General features: G+C 22.2%; 23 protein-coding genes and 2 pseudogenes. 14 read left to right on the top strand and 11 right to left on the bottom strand.

The window, feature by feature from the left end:
- The first annotated feature begins 67 nt into the window (after positions 1 to 67).
- From ABWV63_RS01730 to ABWV63_RS01775, 10 genes are all read left to right on the top strand, one after another.
- Complete coding sequence (locus tag ABWV63_RS01730; protein WP_353306568.1) at positions 68 to 346, top strand: transposase; 279 nt, start codon at positions 68 to 70, stop codon at positions 344 to 346.
- 140 nt (positions 347 to 486) lie between these two features.
- A complete protein-coding gene (locus tag ABWV63_RS01735) occupies positions 487 to 909 on the top strand; it encodes a transposase family protein (RefSeq protein ID WP_353306310.1) in 423 nt (140 codons plus the stop codon).
- 23 nt (positions 910 to 932) lie between these two features.
- A complete protein-coding gene (locus ABWV63_RS01740) occupies positions 933 to 1115 on the top strand; it encodes a hypothetical protein (protein ID WP_353306569.1) in 183 nt (60 codons plus the stop codon).
- Positions 1116 to 1317: 202 nt separating this feature from the next.
- On the top strand, positions 1318 to 1563 hold the full coding sequence (locus ABWV63_RS01745; RefSeq protein WP_353306570.1) for an IS3 family transposase: 246 nt from the start codon (positions 1318 to 1320) through the stop codon (positions 1561 to 1563).
- A gap of 323 nt (positions 1564 to 1886) precedes the next feature.
- Positions 1887 to 2111: an IS3 family transposase gene (locus ABWV63_RS01750; protein ID WP_353307145.1), complete on the top strand. Its 225-nt coding sequence runs from the start codon at positions 1887 to 1889 to the stop codon at positions 2109 to 2111.
- A gap of 100 nt (positions 2112 to 2211) precedes the next feature.
- The gene (locus ABWV63_RS01755; RefSeq protein WP_353306571.1) at positions 2212 to 2496 is read left to right on the top strand and encodes an HNH endonuclease signature motif containing protein; all 285 of its coding nucleotides are present in this window, start codon (positions 2212 to 2214) and stop codon (positions 2494 to 2496) included.
- A gap of 252 nt (positions 2497 to 2748) precedes the next feature.
- Positions 2749 to 3432, top strand: a complete 684-nt coding sequence (locus tag ABWV63_RS01760) for an IS1595 family transposase (protein ID WP_353306572.1) — start codon at positions 2749 to 2751, stop codon at positions 3430 to 3432.
- A gap of 610 nt (positions 3433 to 4042) precedes the next feature.
- A complete protein-coding gene (locus ABWV63_RS01765) occupies positions 4043 to 4726 on the top strand; it encodes a transposase (RefSeq protein WP_353306573.1) in 684 nt (227 codons plus the stop codon).
- Positions 4727 to 4945, top strand: a complete 219-nt coding sequence (locus ABWV63_RS01770) for a transposase (protein WP_353306574.1) — start codon at positions 4727 to 4729, stop codon at positions 4943 to 4945.
- Between the two features lie 57 nt (positions 4946 to 5002).
- Positions 5003 to 5809 (top strand): IS256 family transposase, encoded by an 807-nt coding sequence (locus ABWV63_RS01775; protein WP_353306575.1) that lies wholly within the window; start codon positions 5003 to 5005, stop codon positions 5807 to 5809.
- 35 nt (positions 5810 to 5844) lie between these two features.
- Here ABWV63_RS01775 and ABWV63_RS01780 read toward each other — a convergent pair whose 3' ends face one another.
- On the bottom strand, positions 5845 to 6057 hold the full coding sequence (locus ABWV63_RS01780; RefSeq protein WP_353306576.1) for a hypothetical protein: 213 nt from the start codon (positions 6055 to 6057) through the stop codon (positions 5845 to 5847).
- Positions 6058 to 6405: 348 nt separating this feature from the next.
- Between ABWV63_RS01780 and ABWV63_RS01785 the strand changes: the two genes are divergently transcribed.
- Together ABWV63_RS01785 and ABWV63_RS01790 are read left to right on the top strand one after the other, a co-directional pair.
- The gene (locus tag ABWV63_RS01785; RefSeq protein ID WP_353306577.1) at positions 6406 to 6573 is read left to right on the top strand and encodes a hypothetical protein; all 168 of its coding nucleotides are present in this window, start codon (positions 6406 to 6408) and stop codon (positions 6571 to 6573) included.
- On the top strand, positions 6557 to 6739 hold the full coding sequence (locus ABWV63_RS01790; RefSeq protein WP_353306578.1) for a hypothetical protein: 183 nt from the start codon (positions 6557 to 6559) through the stop codon (positions 6737 to 6739). Before ABWV63_RS01785 ends, ABWV63_RS01790 begins: the two co-directional genes overlap by 17 nt.
- Positions 6740 to 6893: 154 nt before the next feature.
- Here ABWV63_RS01790 and ABWV63_RS01795 read toward each other — a convergent pair whose 3' ends face one another.
- Entirely contained in the window at positions 6894 to 7505 is a 612-nt protein-coding gene (locus tag ABWV63_RS01795; protein ID WP_353306579.1) for an IS630 family transposase, read from the bottom strand.
- Between the two features lie 91 nt (positions 7506 to 7596).
- On the bottom strand, positions 7597 to 7776 hold the full coding sequence (locus ABWV63_RS01800; protein WP_353306580.1) for a helix-turn-helix domain-containing protein: 180 nt from the start codon (positions 7774 to 7776) through the stop codon (positions 7597 to 7599).
- 187 nt (positions 7777 to 7963) lie between these two features.
- Between ABWV63_RS01800 and ABWV63_RS01805 the strand changes: the two genes are divergently transcribed.
- On the top strand, positions 7964 to 8758 hold the full coding sequence (locus ABWV63_RS01805; protein WP_353306581.1) for a hypothetical protein: 795 nt from the start codon (positions 7964 to 7966) through the stop codon (positions 8756 to 8758).
- A gap of 29 nt (positions 8759 to 8787) precedes the next feature.
- Positions 8788 to 10494 (top strand): OTU domain-containing protein, encoded by a 1707-nt coding sequence (locus ABWV63_RS01810; protein ID WP_353306582.1) that lies wholly within the window; start codon positions 8788 to 8790, stop codon positions 10492 to 10494.
- Positions 10495 to 11243: 749 nt separating this feature from the next.
- On the opposite strand, the gene ABWV63_RS01815 is transcribed toward ABWV63_RS01810, so the two are convergent.
- From ABWV63_RS01815 to ABWV63_RS01850, 8 genes and pseudogenes are all read right to left on the bottom strand, one after another.
- Positions 11244 to 11537 (bottom strand): hypothetical protein, encoded by a 294-nt coding sequence (locus ABWV63_RS01815; protein ID WP_353306583.1) that lies wholly within the window; start codon positions 11535 to 11537, stop codon positions 11244 to 11246.
- Positions 11538 to 12320: a ParA family protein gene (locus ABWV63_RS01820; RefSeq protein ID WP_353306584.1), complete on the bottom strand. Its 783-nt coding sequence runs from the start codon at positions 12318 to 12320 to the stop codon at positions 11538 to 11540.
- A gap of 175 nt (positions 12321 to 12495) precedes the next feature.
- A complete protein-coding gene (locus tag ABWV63_RS01825; RefSeq protein WP_353306585.1) occupies positions 12496 to 12912 on the bottom strand; it encodes a hypothetical protein in 417 nt (138 codons plus the stop codon).
- A gap of 72 nt (positions 12913 to 12984) precedes the next feature.
- Positions 12985 to 13131: pseudogene (locus tag ABWV63_RS01830) on the bottom strand (hypothetical protein); the annotation flags it as partial.
- A gap of 157 nt (positions 13132 to 13288) precedes the next feature.
- Positions 13289 to 14527, bottom strand: a pseudogene (locus tag ABWV63_RS01835) (IS256 family transposase).
- 57 nt (positions 14528 to 14584) lie between these two features.
- The gene (locus ABWV63_RS01840) at positions 14585 to 15286 is read right to left on the bottom strand and encodes a transposase (protein WP_353306586.1); all 702 of its coding nucleotides are present in this window, start codon (positions 15284 to 15286) and stop codon (positions 14585 to 14587) included.
- Positions 15287 to 15688: 402 nt separating this feature from the next.
- Positions 15689 to 16105 carry a transposase family protein gene (locus ABWV63_RS01845; protein ID WP_353306587.1) on the bottom strand — a complete coding sequence of 139 codons (417 nt, stop codon included), beginning with the start codon at positions 16103 to 16105 and terminating at the stop codon, positions 15689 to 15691.
- Between the two features lie 23 nt (positions 16106 to 16128).
- Complete coding sequence (locus tag ABWV63_RS01850; protein WP_353306588.1) at positions 16129 to 16551, bottom strand: transposase family protein; 423 nt, start codon at positions 16549 to 16551, stop codon at positions 16129 to 16131.
- Between the last annotated feature and the right edge of the window lie 45 nt (positions 16552 to 16596).

Genomic DNA, 16596 nt, shown 5'->3' on the forward strand with positions numbered 1-16596 from the left:
TACACTTTATTGGACACTAATTACGTAGACAAGTGAACAAATTAGTTAAAAGAAAGGAATTATAATTATGGCCAATATTAACTCATATTCAGATGAATTTAAAAAACAAATAGTAGCTTTATATCAAAGTGGTAAGTCAGTGTCTTGTCTTGCTAAAGAGTACAATGTTACAAGAGCAGCTACTTATAATTGAATTAAGCAATTTACTAATTCAGGCAGTTTCAAAACCAAAGATAACCGTTCTGTTGAAGAAAATGAATTAATTAAATTAAGAAAAGAATTAAAACAATTAAGAATGGAAAATGATATTTTAAAGCAAGCAGCACTAATAATAGGCAGAAAATAGAAATTATTACTAAAAATAAAGTTAAATATAAAATTCGTACAATAGACATATTCCGTAAATAAATTTTTTAAAAGTCAATTAATAATTTAAAATTTATTTTATAATTTCTTTATTAATAAATTAATAAGGTGTTGATAAAAATGAATTTTGAAAATTTAAAAAAATTAAAAAATGAACAATTTTATAGATATTTTGGTATAAAACGTTTTCATTTTGATGAAATGTTAACAAAATTAATTGAAATAGAAAATTTAAAAAAAACTAAAGGTAGAAAATATAAACTTTCAGTTGAAGAAAGATTGATGATGACTTTAGTATACTGAAAAGAATATTATACTTTTTTCCAAATGAGTATTAAATATAAAATGAGTGCATCAAGTTGTTTTCGAAATATTACTTGAGTAGAAAATAAACTTAGTGATGACAAAGATTATCAGTTTTTAAAAACAAAATATAAATCAAAAATTGAGAAAAAACAAGAAGATTTAAATGAATTTCAATTTTATTTAATTGATTCAACTGAAATTGAAATTGAAAGACCAACTAAAAAAAACTACAGTTAGAATATTTTTCTGGTAAAAGTTGAATGTTTTCTATAAAATTTCAAATTATATATGACTTTTTTAATAAAAAAATTGTTGATATTTTTGCTTGATTAAAAAGATTCAAAATTTTAATAAATAAATGTAGAAAAAGTATATTTAGACTTATGTACTTAAGATTTAACTTACTTTGTGAAATTTTTAATAAAACAAAACCATTAAAATAAAAAAATATTTTTAATATTTTTTTAAAAATTTAAATTTTTATCAAGTTAATATAAAAATAATATTAACAATTTTTGTGTTTGAAATATAAATTTATTTTTAAAGTATTTTTTTAAAAATATTAACTTCTATAATTATTAACACTAAAAAATTTATAAATATTATTATTGACAATTGATTAAATTTATTTACGGAATATGTCTAATGTGTCGTTTTTTAAAAATCTCTAAATCAACATATTATTTTAATTTCAAGAAAAAAGAAGATAAAATTCAAAATAATATGTATGATGAAACTGTTATTAGCGCTTTTAAAGAAAATAAAGAAGCTTATGGAACAAGAAGATTAAAAGTTGTTCTAAAAGAAAAGAAAATTAATTTATCAAGACGAAAAATTAAAAAAATTATGAATAAACATAATTTAATATCAAAACACACTAAATTATCATAATAAAGTCAATGATAGTCAAATTACTAATCTTGTTAATAGAGACTTTAATAATAGGCTTAAAAATGAAGTTATTGTTAGTGATTTAACTTATGTTCAAGTTAATGGTAAATGAAACTATATTTGCTTATTAATCAACCTGTAAAATCGCGAAATTATTGGACATAGTGTAGGTACTAAAAAAGATGCATCATTAGTATATCAAGCATTTATGTGCTCAAATCATTGTTTAAAAAATATTAAAAATATTTCATAGCGATCGCGGTAATGAATTTAATAATAAAACTATTGATAAACTTTTATTAGCCTTAAATATTACCCGCTCTTTAAGCAAAAAAGGTTGTCCTTATGATAACGCTGTTCCTGAAGCAACTTTCAAAACTTTCAAAACAGAATTTATTAATGATAAAAATTTTACATCATTAATCCAATTAAAATTAGAATTATTTGATTATATCAATTGATACAGCAACATAAGAATCCACAGCACTCTAAACTACTTAACCCCCATAAAACACCAAGCACAAATGTCTGCCAAAAAACAGTCCTAAAAAAAGTTGCCATTCCATAAATTGTAATATTAAGTTTAAAAAAAGATAAAAAAATATTGTGACTTATAGTATAATTTAATACGAAAGGAGTTAATTCATTGTGACACGTCGTAAAAAGTGAGAAAAAAAAGACAAAGAAAAAATATGAAACTATTCTATTCAAAAAATGGAGAAATATTTTAAAGGATTATCTGAATTTTGAACATTGAATGTGCAAGCTCCTTGTCCGTGATGTTGTTTGCCAATGATAAAAGGCGCTTATCAAGGTGAACAACCAACTTCAGCATTTGCTTGAAATATTGATCACATTGATGGTGATCCAAATAATAATAGTTTAGAAAATTTACAACCAATGCATGTTGAATGTAATATTAAAAAAAATTAATCATAAATTAAAAATTCAATCACTATTTAATTTAATCATTGAATTTTTAATTTAATTTTTATCTTAATTAAGAAAGGAAATTATCCCCACATGTACTAGTGTCGAGGAAAAAATGAATTGAAATAATTTTTCAATAGCATATTTCAAAATGAAAACGATTGTTTGAAATATATAGCGAAGTTGAAAGTAATGAAATGTATCCGGTGTGCCTCTTCTAGTTTGAATGTTTCTGATTTTAGAAGAATAAGATTTTTGAAATGTAATCAAACATTTAGTATTCTTCATGACACCATTTTTCACAATTCACAAACACCTTTGACATCTTGGTTTTATCTCATCTTTAGATGAATAAAGACAAAGCATGGTATACCATCAACAGATGTTGCAAGGGAATTGGGTGTGACATATAAAACAACTTGAAGAATGGGTCATGAAATCAGAACTAGAATTTGGAATCAAGATGCAGGGTTCATTGATGATGGCACAGCACAGATGAATGAAATGTATCTTTCACATGTAGTTTTTAAAAAACAAGGATTTTCCTTGTTTTTTAAAAAATTGATTGTTGTAGTTTATGAGAAAACCAGCAACAAACTAATTGTGAAAGTATTGAAAAAAGCAGATGAGAAAAACCTTTTATGATTTGCATTGAAACGCATTTCTACTGGGTGTTGCCTATTTACGGATTCTTGGAAGGGATATGGAAGTTTCAAAAACTTCTATCACAAACATGAAATCGTAAATCATGAAGTTGGGTATGTGTCATCAACAGGTGTAAACACAAAGCAGATTGAATCTGCATGAAAACACATCCGACGAACTTTTCGAACACACATAAAAGTTTCAAAACACAATATTCATTTATATGCAAAAGAAGCTGCATATAAATTCAATAAGATACCTAGTTTTGAAACTATAATTTTGTGTTTGATTTAGATACATGTGGGGATAATTTCCTAGATAGGCTTTTATCTCCATTTATGTGATAAAATTTAAAAATAGTACATAAAGGGATAAAAACCTTAAGAAAAATTATTTTACTATTAGTGCTCTTTTTAATTAAAAATATTCAATAGACATATTCCGTAAATAAATTTAATCAATTGTCAATAATAATATTTATAAATTTTTTAGTGTTAATAATTATAGAAGTTAATATTTTTAAAAAAATACTTTAAAAATAAATTTATATTTCAAACACAAAAATTGTTAATATTATTTTTATATTAACTTGATAAAAATTTAAATTTTTAAAAAAATATTTTTAATATTTTTTTATTTTAATGGTTTTGTTTTATTAAAAATTTCACAAAGTAAGTTAAATCTTAAGTACATAAGTCTAAATATACTTTTTCTACATTTATTTATTAAAATTTTGAATATTTTTAATCAAGCAAAAACATGTTCAACTTTAATTCTAATTTTTGAAATAATTTTATTGTATATTTTTTCGGTAATGTTTAGTAATCTGTGTAACTTACAAAAATAACTATGTTTAATTAATTATAGTAAATAAAATTAAATAACTAGAAAGAGTGAGTTACGTATGTCTAAAAAACAAAATATTAATAATAATGATCCAATATCAAAAGCAGTAGATTTATTATTAGAAAATACTGAAGATTTAACAACAGTTTTTAAAGAGGGAGGTTTATATAAAAAATTAACAAAAAGATTAGTTGAAAAAATGTTGAATTCTGAAATGCAAAATTATTTAGGATATGAAAAAAATCAACATAATACTAGTGAAAATGCTCGTAATGGTATAAGTTCAAAAAAATTAATAACCCAACAAGGCAAAATTGAGATTAATGTACCACAAGATCGTAATAGTAATTTTGAGCCAGTAATAGTTGCAAAAAGACAAAGAAGATTTGGTGGTTTTGATCAACAAGTTCTTTCATTATATGCCAAAGGCATGACTTTATCAGATATTAGAATGCAGTTACAAGAGTTATATCATGGTGCTGATATTAGTGAAAGTGTTATTAGTAAAATTACTGATGATTTTATTGATGATGTTAAAGCATGACAAAATCGGCCATTAGAAAGTGTTTATCCGATTGTTTATTTTGATTGTATAGTAGTTAAAGTACGACAAGATAAACGCATTATTAACAAATCAGTTTATATAGCACTAGGAGTTGATTTAGAAGTTAAAAAAGATATTTTAGGTTTATGAATTAGCGAAAATGAAGGTTCTAAGTTTTGATTATCTAATTTCACATAAATGAAAAATCGAGGCTTAAATGATATTCTTATTGCTTGTAGTGACAATTTAACAGGAATGTCAGAAGCAATACAATCAGTTTATCCTAAAACCGAACATCAATTATGCATAGTTCATCAAATTAGAAATAGTTTAAAATATGTTTCATACAAACATAGAAAGTCACTAGTTACAGATTTAAAGGTAATGTTTAGTAATCTGTGTAACTTACAAAAATAACTATATTTAATTAATTCTAGTAAATAAAATTAAATAAATAGAAAGAGTGAGTTACTTATGTCTAAAAAACAAAATATTAATAATAATGACCCAATATCAAAAGCAGTAGATTTATTACTAGAAAATACTGAAGATTTAACAACAGTTTTTAAAGAGGGAGATTTATATAAAGAATTAACAAAAAGATTAGTTGAAAAAATGTTGAATTCTGAAATGCAAAATTATTTAGGATATGAAAAAAATAAACATAATAATAGTGATAATGCTCGTAATGGTATAAGTTCAAAAAAATTAATAACTCAACAAGGTAAAATTGAGATTAATGTACCACAAGAACGTAATATTAATTTTGAGCCAGTAATAGTTGCAAAAAGACAAATAAGATTTGATGGTTTTGATCAACAAGTTCTTTCATTATATGCCAAAGGCATGACTTTATCAGATATTAGAATGCAGTTACAAGAGTTATATCATGGTACTGATATTAGTGAAAGTGTTATTAGTCAAATTACTGATGATGTTATTGATGATGTTAAAGCATGACAAAATCGGCCATTAGAAATTGTTTATCCGATTGTTTATTTTGATTGTATAGTAGTTAAAGTACGACAAGATAAACGCATTATTAACAAATCAGTTTATATAGCACTAGGAGTTGATTTAGAAGGTAAAAAAGATGTTTTAGGCTTATTAATTAGCGAAAATGAAGGTTCTAAGTTTTGATTATCTAATTTCACAGAAATGAAAAATCGAGGCTTAAATGATATTCTTATGGCTTGTAGTGACAATTTAACAGGAATGTCAGAAGCAATACAATCAGTTTATAACCGAGGGACTTTCCTAAAAACTGTGTTTTTTAAATAAATTTTAGTTGTAAAATCACTAAGTTACACAGATTACTAAACATTACCACAGAAATTGCTAAGTCAATACTCCATATATTTATGTGGTTCTTTTTTATTTCAATCTAATTTTTGTAAAGAACTTAACATAGCAAAATTAAACAATCTTTGTGTCATAATTCCAGCACATTCACTAGTTATTGCACGAACAATCATATTAGACGTTTTAATAAATTTATTATCTTGTTTGTTTACTAAATCCTTTGACATAATTTAACCCCTTTTAAACCTATTTACTAATTTAAGATTATTATATCTCATTCATTAATTGAATTATTTATTGTACAATTATTAAGTTACTAGTGTGTGGCTTTGGAGAGTGGCACTGGTAACGATTATATTTAATTAAAGATTACACTTGAAATTTTAATTAAATATGATAAATTTAGAACATAAAAATTTAATATAACATTAGGTACAATCTCCAAATTATTATGCCTATCTAAAAAGATATTTTTTTCTTTATTTTAAATTAAGAAAATTTAAAAATATTTGAGTCGTAACCTATGTTGTTACGATTTTTATTTTTAAAACCACTTTTTGAAAGGAAGACTCTTTATGAAATGTAATTATTTTTATAAAAAACCAAACGTTGTAGTTAAAACAAAACATAAAACAGTTAATTTTGATATGTATTTGTGTAATGCTCATAGCAAAGAAGAAATAGTTTATTTAAATACTAAATGTAAAAATAAAGAAAGTGATAACCATGCAATTATCAAATAAAGAACAAGAATTGTTATCAGCTTTTCAAACTTGATTAAGAAAAACTAAACTAAATGATAAGTGTAGTGCATATTTTTTTAGAAAAAACTTGGTTTTACAAGTTTGAGATTCTCAACAAAATCATATTTGTGAAAGTGTCTGACATAAAGTTGATCAAGATAAATAAGAATATTGTAATAAAAATTCCAACATTACATTTACTATTGATTATTCTTTAACTGAAATTTTTCAAAGGCAAAAAGATTTTATTTTAGAAACTTTTAAGAAAAATTAAAATTTTTAAACCACTCAGAACAAATGTATAATATTCATGTTTATAGCTAACTAAAGTAATGTTTACTCATATCTTGAAAAATAAAATCAATATCTTTTTTAATATTTGGTCAATAATTTGGTAATATTTTTCTTATATTATGTTTTATAGCAAATCAAAGATGTTCAATTGGATTTAAATTAGGAGAATATGGCGGAAGAAATAATAGTTTGCATCCAGCATTTTCAATTAATTGTTGTGTTAATTTAGATTTATGAAACGTTGCATTATCTAAAACTATAATTTGTCCACGCTTTAATACTGGAATTAGTATATTTTTTACATATGATTCAAAAATTTTACTGTTGCAATGTCCTTCAAATGCTCATAGGGCTTTTAATTTACCTTTATTTAGTGAACCAATTATACTCATTCTTTTTATTTTATATGCGGGTTTATTATCAAATAATCTTTTACCTTTTTCAGATCAACCATATTTATAAAATTCATTATCATCAATTCCAGATTCATCAATATATACTAAATCTTCATTCATTATTTTAGCTATTTCTTTTAAAAAATATTCTTGTTTATTTTTATCTCTTTGTTCATATAGAAAAGTTTTTTTATATGTATAATTTAGTTTTTTCAAATAGTTATAAACTGTTTCTTTAGTCATATCACCAAATTTTTCAATTACTTTTTGAACTGTAACATCTTTATTTTGCGCTAAATAATTTTTTAATTAATCTAAATCCTTTATTTTGTGGCTATGTCCTTTTTGATAATTCAAAATTTGTTTTATATGCACAGTTTCTTTTTTTTCTTCATAATAATAAAGTCTTTCTAGTAATATTGAACACTTTACAAATTTCTTTAATTTTCATGTTTTTACTTTCATAGGCTTCTATTACTTTTCTTCGTAAGTCTTCACTGTATGGTTTTGGCATAATTTAATCTTCCTAATCTATTTTAAATATTGCTGAATTGTACTTTTAAATTCAAAAAATGTTTAAATTACATATTATTATTTTACATTATTTATGAGTAAACATTACTTTAGTTAGCTATATAAAGAACTTTTTGCCGAAATCATGTAAAATTATAATAAGAAAAATTAGGAGATAAAAATAAATTATGCCATGAGAACCAATTGATTTAAGCCAAGCAGATAAAAATAAATCAAAAAACAAAAATGAAGCCATAAGAATAAAAGAAAAAATTAATTTATCATCTTTAACAAAAAAACAAGAAAAAAAATTTACTAAAAAATATGGCAAGTATGATATATTTAATGATAATTCAATAAATTTAACTTCACGTATTATATTTTTTAGAAAAATGTTTGAAAGACAAAATCAAAAAAAACTGAAAAAAAAATATGCAAAAATTTACAATTTAATTAAAAAAATAAAAAATGAAACAAGATATGTATCAACTGAAACTAAAGAATATTTTCAATACAATTTATCTTCATTAAATTTAAAGATGCAAAAAGAAATAGATTTAATAAATAATTCAAAAGATTCAAAAAGAAGAAAACAAGTAAAGATTTCATTTATAAATAAAATGAAATCTGAAATTGATATAAAAACAATACAAAAAATAATAGAACCATTTAAAAATATCAAAAAATTAGAGAAAAAGGTTAATAATTATATTAATATATTCGGAATAACAAGCCTATGTGTTCCTTTAGTTGGAAAAGTAAAAAATATTACATCTTGTTTATCATCAGTAGATTCAATTTTTGGTGATAATGATTGATATAAAGAAAAAAAACAAAAACTTGAAGATAAATTGGAAAATCATAATACGAATTCAAAAGAATCATTAAAAGTAGATGAAATTAATAAAGAGGTACAAAAATTATTTTTAAAATCAGATGATAAAAATAATATATTATTAACTAAACCAGCAATTTTAAAATAAAACTATTATGATATAAAAGGATGATAAAAATGAACAATGAATATATAAATAAAACATTTTTCAATAGATATATTGAAAAATGTTTCGGTAATCATCAATTACTAAATCCTACACAAAATGAAACAATTGAAGATTTGGATATTTATAGACAAATTTTAATAGATTGAGAAAATACAATTGAAGAAGAATTAGGTTTTAAAATTATTTTTGAAAATGGTAAATTTAAAGAAAAATTAATAAATAAATATAAAGATGAAAAAAAAGAAGAAATTAGGACAAAATATTTTTTAAAAAGAAAAGAAGTTTTGAAATTTATATTCTCACCTATTATTATTAAAAAGATTAATAATAGTCAAACATGAGATTTAATATTAGAAGAAGATGATTTAAGAGATTTTTATCATTATATATTAAATATTAATGATAAACGTATGGTTTTAAATGAAGAAATTGAATTGATTAAAAGCATTAATTTTGAAAATAGTTTTGCTATATATGAAAGCATAATTAAAAATATTAAAAAACTAAAATATTTGATATTACCTTTAGATTTACAAACTGATGAAAATTTGAAATTTAATAGATTAAAAACTATAACAGATTGTAGTGGACCTTGATTTAATAGCTTTGAAGCAACAAAAAAAACATACGGAAAAAATAATAATCAAACATGAGCAGAACTTCTTACTGAAATGTCTGATGAAATAATTAATTATGAAAATAAATTATTCAAATCATTTGAAATATCTGTTGACGATTTAAATAATTCAAAAATGAATCAAAATCTCAAATTAAAGAATTTAAAAAATGTTCCAAAAGATGGGAATTGTTTATTTTGAGCAATTATTTTTGCTTATTTAGAACCAGTAAAAAAAGATCAGTATCAGCTCCAAAAAAGACATAAAAATCTTTTTGGAGCTGATACTGAATATAATTTTATTTTGGAAAAAGTAGATTTTGCTTTTTGAAAATATATAAAAAATAAAAATATGCTTCTATTATTTCGTAATAAAGTTATTGATTATATACAAGAAAATATAAAAACAAATCGCGGTGACAATAAAGCAACATTTGAAAGTAGTGTATTAGGTAGTGAAATTAATAATAAATTAAACCACAACATTAACATTAATAAAGAGGAACAAATAAGAAAAACCTTAAAAGAAATGAGAAAAGATGGTACTTGAGGTGGTTCTATTGAAATTGAGGCAATATGTAATATTTTAAATTGTAAAATTAGTAGAAATGAAGAAGTATTTGAGCCAGATCATCCAATACCAGATTTTATTGAAATAAAATTACATTTTGCAAATAATCATTATCAATATTATTTGATAAAACAAACTAAAAAAAGTAATATTAATTCATCAATTTCTTTTTCAATTGATAAAATATTAAAGGAAGAACCAAGTAACAAAAAAATAAAAGTTGAAGATAAAAGTATAGATTTTAATGAAAAATTTCAATTTTCAAAAATTCAATATAATCCAAATCCAAAATTTCTAGTAAAAGATACAAGTGATAATTATTTATACTCTGAACTAAAACACCAAGATATAATTTCTATAAATCAAAATGAAAGACCATCATCAGTTTCTAGTATAAGTACTATTAATTCAAATTTTTCTACAGGTACTTTTCACTTCACTAGTGACGAAAGACCATCATCAGTTTCCACAAATTCAACTGATGAAAGACCATCATCAGTTCTTATTTCTTCATTTTTATCTTATTAAAAGGCAGAAAGGGACACCCCTAAGTTACTATTTTAGATTAATTCTGTCTTCAAATTGGATTGGTGCCAAGCACACTCTATATAAAAGTGGCAAATCAGTATCTTGCCTTGCTAAAGAGTACAATGTTACAAGAGCAGCTACTAATAAAGTAAAATTTTGTATTTTTAAATAAGAAACATAGTTATCATCTATTTTTAAAAATTTCTTATGTTGTTCTAAAGTTTGGGGTTTGCTTTTTTTTAAAATTAGTAGGAATAATAAGCTTTTTTAAAATAAAAGAAACTTCTTGTTAATTAATTTTTTGAAAATTTATTTCACTATCAAATTCATTTAGAACAAATTTTATTTGATTAGATATTGTTTTATTATCTTTACCATAGATAACTTGGAATAGCAACCTTTTTAAGTTTTATTTTTATTAATCTATGACCATCTGTTTAAATTTTAAAACTTTATAAAAAAAAGCAACAAAATTTGTTCTTTGATTTTTCTAGTTATTATATAAATATTATTTTTTCTTTACTAGAAAAACATTACAAAAGTTTTGTAAGTAATATTTACAAATTGGTTTTTATTAAGTTTGGTCAACCAAGATAAGGAATAATTTTTATTCCTTTTTCTTTTTTACAAAAAAAAGAAAGAAAAAGGTTACCCTAATGATAAATTATAAAATCCTACGATTAGATTAAATATAAATAAATATAAATAATTTAAAATAAATATAAGTAATTAAAAGTATTTATATTTAATTACTTATATTTTAAAATTAACTCGTTGTAAATTTTAAAAACTTCCCTACGAACTAGTTGAGATAAATTTACTTTATTATTTATTTCTTTAAGTTCGTTTAACATGATTTGTGTTTTTTGGTCAATTGAAATTGTTTTAACAATTTTTTTATTTTGTTCACATACAAAAGCGTTGTTATCAATTGTTTTAACTTTATCAATTAAATCACTGTCATGGTTTTTAAAACCTTTATCTACAGAGTCAATACTTTTTTGTATGCTTTCAAATAAAGAACTCTTTTTTGCTTCGCTCATTTATAACACTCCTTTTTCGATTAATTCATTTGTTAAAAACCCAATTGGTTTTTTAACTGTAATAGAAATAAACTTCATTAACATAGTTTCTTTTTGCTTTGTTGTAGATAAAGGAATTTTAGTATTTAAAACCATTGCCCCAATCTGACTGTTATTAATGGCTTGAATTACCGCTTCATGCGTTTTATTTTTTGATACTTTATTAATAACAAAATAATTCATATTATTTGTTATTTTTAATCCTAATTGATTTAGTGTTTTAATGGCAGTATCATAAGGTTCCTTAATTGTTTTATATCCCTCATAACTAAACTTGTGCGGTTCAATTGGGATTATTATTTCATCACTAGCTAATAAAACATTTAATAAAATTTTATTCATTGATGGAAATGAATCGAAAAAGATATAGACTATATCTTTTTTTAAAATTTCTTCCATTTTAATTAAGTTATTTTTAAGGGCTAATTCCCCCATACTCATAGCAGTAACATATGTATTTGTTTCTAACGCTGAATTATTATACGCAGGAACAATTAAAACATTTTCTAAAATAGTTTTTTCAATTGAGTTTAATAATTCATTATGATTAGAATCCTTAAACCATAATTCAATATTTTTTTTACTAGTATAATTTGGTAATAACGCTCTGCTTAAATTAGCTTGTGGATCTATATCAAACACAAGAATTTTCTTATTTAATTGTGATAATACATTAATAAGATTTAAAGTAAGTGTTGTTTTTCCAACTCCACCTTTAGAATTAGCAAATGTTATTTTTTTCATATTTTCTCCTTTTCTTTAAATATTTATATTTATAAATATTTATTAGTGTTTATTTATATTTACTATTATAAATATTTTTAAATAATAATGTTGTTTTAAGATTTTTGATTTTTAAAATTGAATATTTCAATGGTATGAGATTCTTTCTTTCAATCATAATTATCTATTTGTTTTTCTAATGGTTATCAAAATCTTTCATAATCTTTTTTACTTCTTCACCACTTAAAATTGGTTTTTCAATTATTTTAGATTTTTGATTTTTAAAATTATTTGTCATTAGTTTTGATTTATTTACAGATTCTTTTTTCACCGGCACTTTCTCTAATTCAGGATTTTGAGCATTAAATTTCTCTAAATCTAAATGCGTATTTAAAATTATTTTACAATATTTTCTACCAACTTTTATCAATTCATAAGTAAAAATAATATCAGTTTTCTCTAAATCTTTTTTTACTGGTTCTAAAACTTTATTTTTTAACATACTAATGTTTTTAAAATAACTACTTTTTAAATTTAAATTTAAAATTTTAGCAAGTTTTTCAAAATCTCATTCATGCATATAGGTTGGAGTTTTTTTGGTTTTAGCATTCATATACAAATAACTACTTAAATACTCATATAAACGCAATGAATATTTACTTGTAAAAGTTTTTGTATAGGGTAAATAAACATTTGTATAATCAGACTTTAAATTTAAATAATGTTCTGCTATTAAACTTTGATGAATTTCTAAACAAATTTTTCCTTGTTTATTTCCACCCTGTAAAAATAAATTTACAAATTTAAAATCTCCACTAATTTCATCAAATAAAAAAACTTATAACTAGTTAAAATTTCAATTTCTTTTTGAATTACTGTCATTTTTTTATTTTTATGAATAACCTTATCATAAAGTTTATGTTGTGCAATCCCGAAATATCTACAGAAATGAGGCTTTTTAAAAATATGTGTATCTTTTTACAAAGTTACTAGTTTAGATTAATTCTATCTTTAAATTTTATCATAAAATGAGCAATTGCTGTATTTCAATTTTGAATGGGCATTGTTCATTTTTTTGTTATATTTTCAATTGCTAAGTAAAATATTTTAAAAACTGCCATATCATTTGGAAAAACTTTTTTATTTCTAATAACTTTTCGTAATTGACTATTAACAGATTCAATAGCATTTGTTGTATAAATCACTCTTTTGATTTCTGCAGGATAACTAATAAAAACCATTAAATTATCTCAATTTTTATATCATGATTTAGCAATTTGAGGATATTGTTTATTTCATTTACTTTCAAAAGATTCTAAAGCTTGCATTGCTTGTTATTCACTACATGCACTATAAATTGGTTTTAAATCTGTAACTAGTGATTTTCTATGTTTGTATGAAACATATTTTAAACTATTTCTAATTTGATTAACTATGCATAATTGATGTTCGGTTTTAGGATAAACTGATTGTATTGCTTCTGACATTCCTGTTAAATTGTCACTACAAGCAATAAGAATATCATTTAAGCCTCGATTTTTCATTTCTGTGAAATTAGATAATCAAAACTTAGAACATTCATTTTCACTAATGCATAAACCTAAAACATCTTTTTTACCTTCTAAATCAACTCCTAGTGCTATATAAACTGATTTGTTAATAATGCTTTTATCTTGTCGTACTTTAACTACTATACAATCAAAATAAACAATCGGATAAACACTTTCTAATGGCCGATTTTGTCATGCTTTAACATCATCAATAACATCATCAGTAATTTGACTAATAACACTTTCACTAATATCAGCACCATGATATAACTCTTGTAACTGCATTCTAATATCTGATAAAGTCATGCCTTTGGCATATAATGAAAGAACTTGTTGATCAAAACCATCAAATCTTCTTTGTCTTTTTGCAACTATTACTGGCTCAAAATTACTATTACGATCTCGTGGTACATTAATCTCAATTTTACCTTGTTGGGTTATTAATTTTTTTGAGCTTATACCATTACGAGCATTATCACTATTATTATGTTGATTTTTTTCATATCCTAAATAATTTTGCATTTCAGAATTCAACATTTTTTCAACTAATCTTTTTGTTAATTCTTTATATAAACATCCCTCTTTAAAAACTGTTGTTAAATCTTCAGTATTTTTTAATAATAAATCTACTGCTTTTGATATTGGATCATTATTATTAATATTTTGTTTTTTAGACATACGTAACTCACTCTTTCTAGTTATTTAATTTTATTTACTAGAATTAATTAAAAATAGTTATTTTTGCAAGTTACACAGATTACTAAACATTACCTCTAAAACTATAATTTTTCCACGCTTTAATACTGTAATTAGTATATTTTTTACATATGATTCAAAAATTTTACTGTTGAAATTTCCTTCAAATGCTCATAGGGCTTTTAATTTACCTTTATTTAGCGAACCAATTATACTCATTCTTTTTATTTTATATGCGGGTTTATTATCAAATAATCTTTTACCTTTTTCAGATCAACCATATTTATAAAATTCATTATCATCAATTCCAGATTCATCAATATATACTAAATCTTCATTCATTATTTTAGCTATTTCTTTTAAAAAATCTTCTTGTTTGTTTTTATCTCTTTGTTCATATAGAAAAGTTTTTTTATATGTATAATTTAGTTTTTTGAAATAGTTATAAACTGTTTCTTTAGTCATATCACCAAATTTTTCAATCACTTTTTGGACTGCAACATCTTTATTTTGCGCTAAATAATTTTTTAATTCATCTAAATCCTTTATTTTGTGGCTATGTCCTTTTTGATAATTCAAAATTGGTTTTATATGCCCAGTTTCTTTTTTTCTTTTTCTTCATAAGAATAAAGTCTTTCTAGTAATATTGAACACTTTACAAATTTCTTTAATTTTCATGTTTTTACTTTCATAGGCTTCTATTACTTTTCTTCGTAAGTCTTCACTGTATGGTTTTGGCATAATTTAATCTTCCTAATCTATTTTAAATATTGCTGAATTGTACTTTTAAATTCAAAAACTGTTTAAATTACATATTATTATTTTACATTATTTATGAGTAAACATTACTTTAGTTAGCTATAGAATTAATCTAAACTAGTAACTTTGTAAAAAGATACACAGATTTTTAAAAAGCCTCAAAATTCATTATCATCAATTCCAGATTCATCAATAGACATATTCCGTAAATAAATTTAATCAATTGTCAATAATAATATTTATAAATTTTTTAGTGTTAATAATTATAGAAGTTAATATTTTTAAAAAAATACTTTAAAAATAAATTTATATTTCAAACACAAAAATTGTTAATATTATTTTTATATTAACTTGATAAAAATTTAAATTTTTAAAAAAATATTTTTAATATTTTTTTATTTTAATGGTTTTTTTATTAAAAATTTCAAAAAGTAAGTTAAATCTTAAGTGCATAAGTCTAAATATACTTTTTCTACATTTATTTATTAAAATTTTGAATCTTTTTAATCAAGCAAAAACATGTTCAACTTTAATTCTAATTTTTGAAATAATTTTATTGTAGATTTTTTCTTGTTTAGTTAATTTTTTATTTTTAGTTTTTTTAATTGGTAATATAGTATTTTTATAAATATTTTGTATTCCTTGATATCCCAAATCACCAATAATTATTGTTTTTTCTGAAAATTCAAGATTTGAATTTTTTAATATTTGAAAATCATGTACTTTTCCATTATCAGCAAAAATATCAACAATTTTTTTATTAAAAAAGTCATATATAATTTGAAATTTTATAGAAAACATTCAACTTTTACCAGAAAAATATTCTAACTGTAGTTTTTTTTAGTTGGTCTTTCAATTTCAATTTCAGTTGAATCAATTAAATAAAATTGAAATTCATTTAAATCTTCTTGTTTTTTCTCAATTTTTGATTTATATTTTGTTTTTAAAAACTGATAATCTTTGTCATCACTAAGTTTATTTTCTACTCAAGTAATATTTCGAAAACAACTTGATGCACTCATTTTATATTTAATACTCATGTGGAAAAAAGTATAATATTCTTTTCAGTATACTAAAGTCATCATCAATCTTTCTTCGACTGAAAGTTTATATTTTCTACCTTTAGTTTTTTTTAAATTTTCTATTTCAATTAATTTTGTTAACATTTCATCAAAATGAAAACGTTTTATACCAAAATATCTATAAAATTGTTCATTTTTTAATTTTTTTAAATTTTCAAAATTCATTTTTATCAACACCTTATTAATTTATTAATAAAGAAATTATAAAAT

The organism is Spiroplasma ixodetis (genome assembly GCF_040369795.1).
In the GTDB taxonomy this organism is placed as follows: Bacteria; Bacillota_I; Bacilli_A; order Mycoplasmatales; family VBWQ01; genus Spiroplasma_E; species Spiroplasma_E ixodetis_B.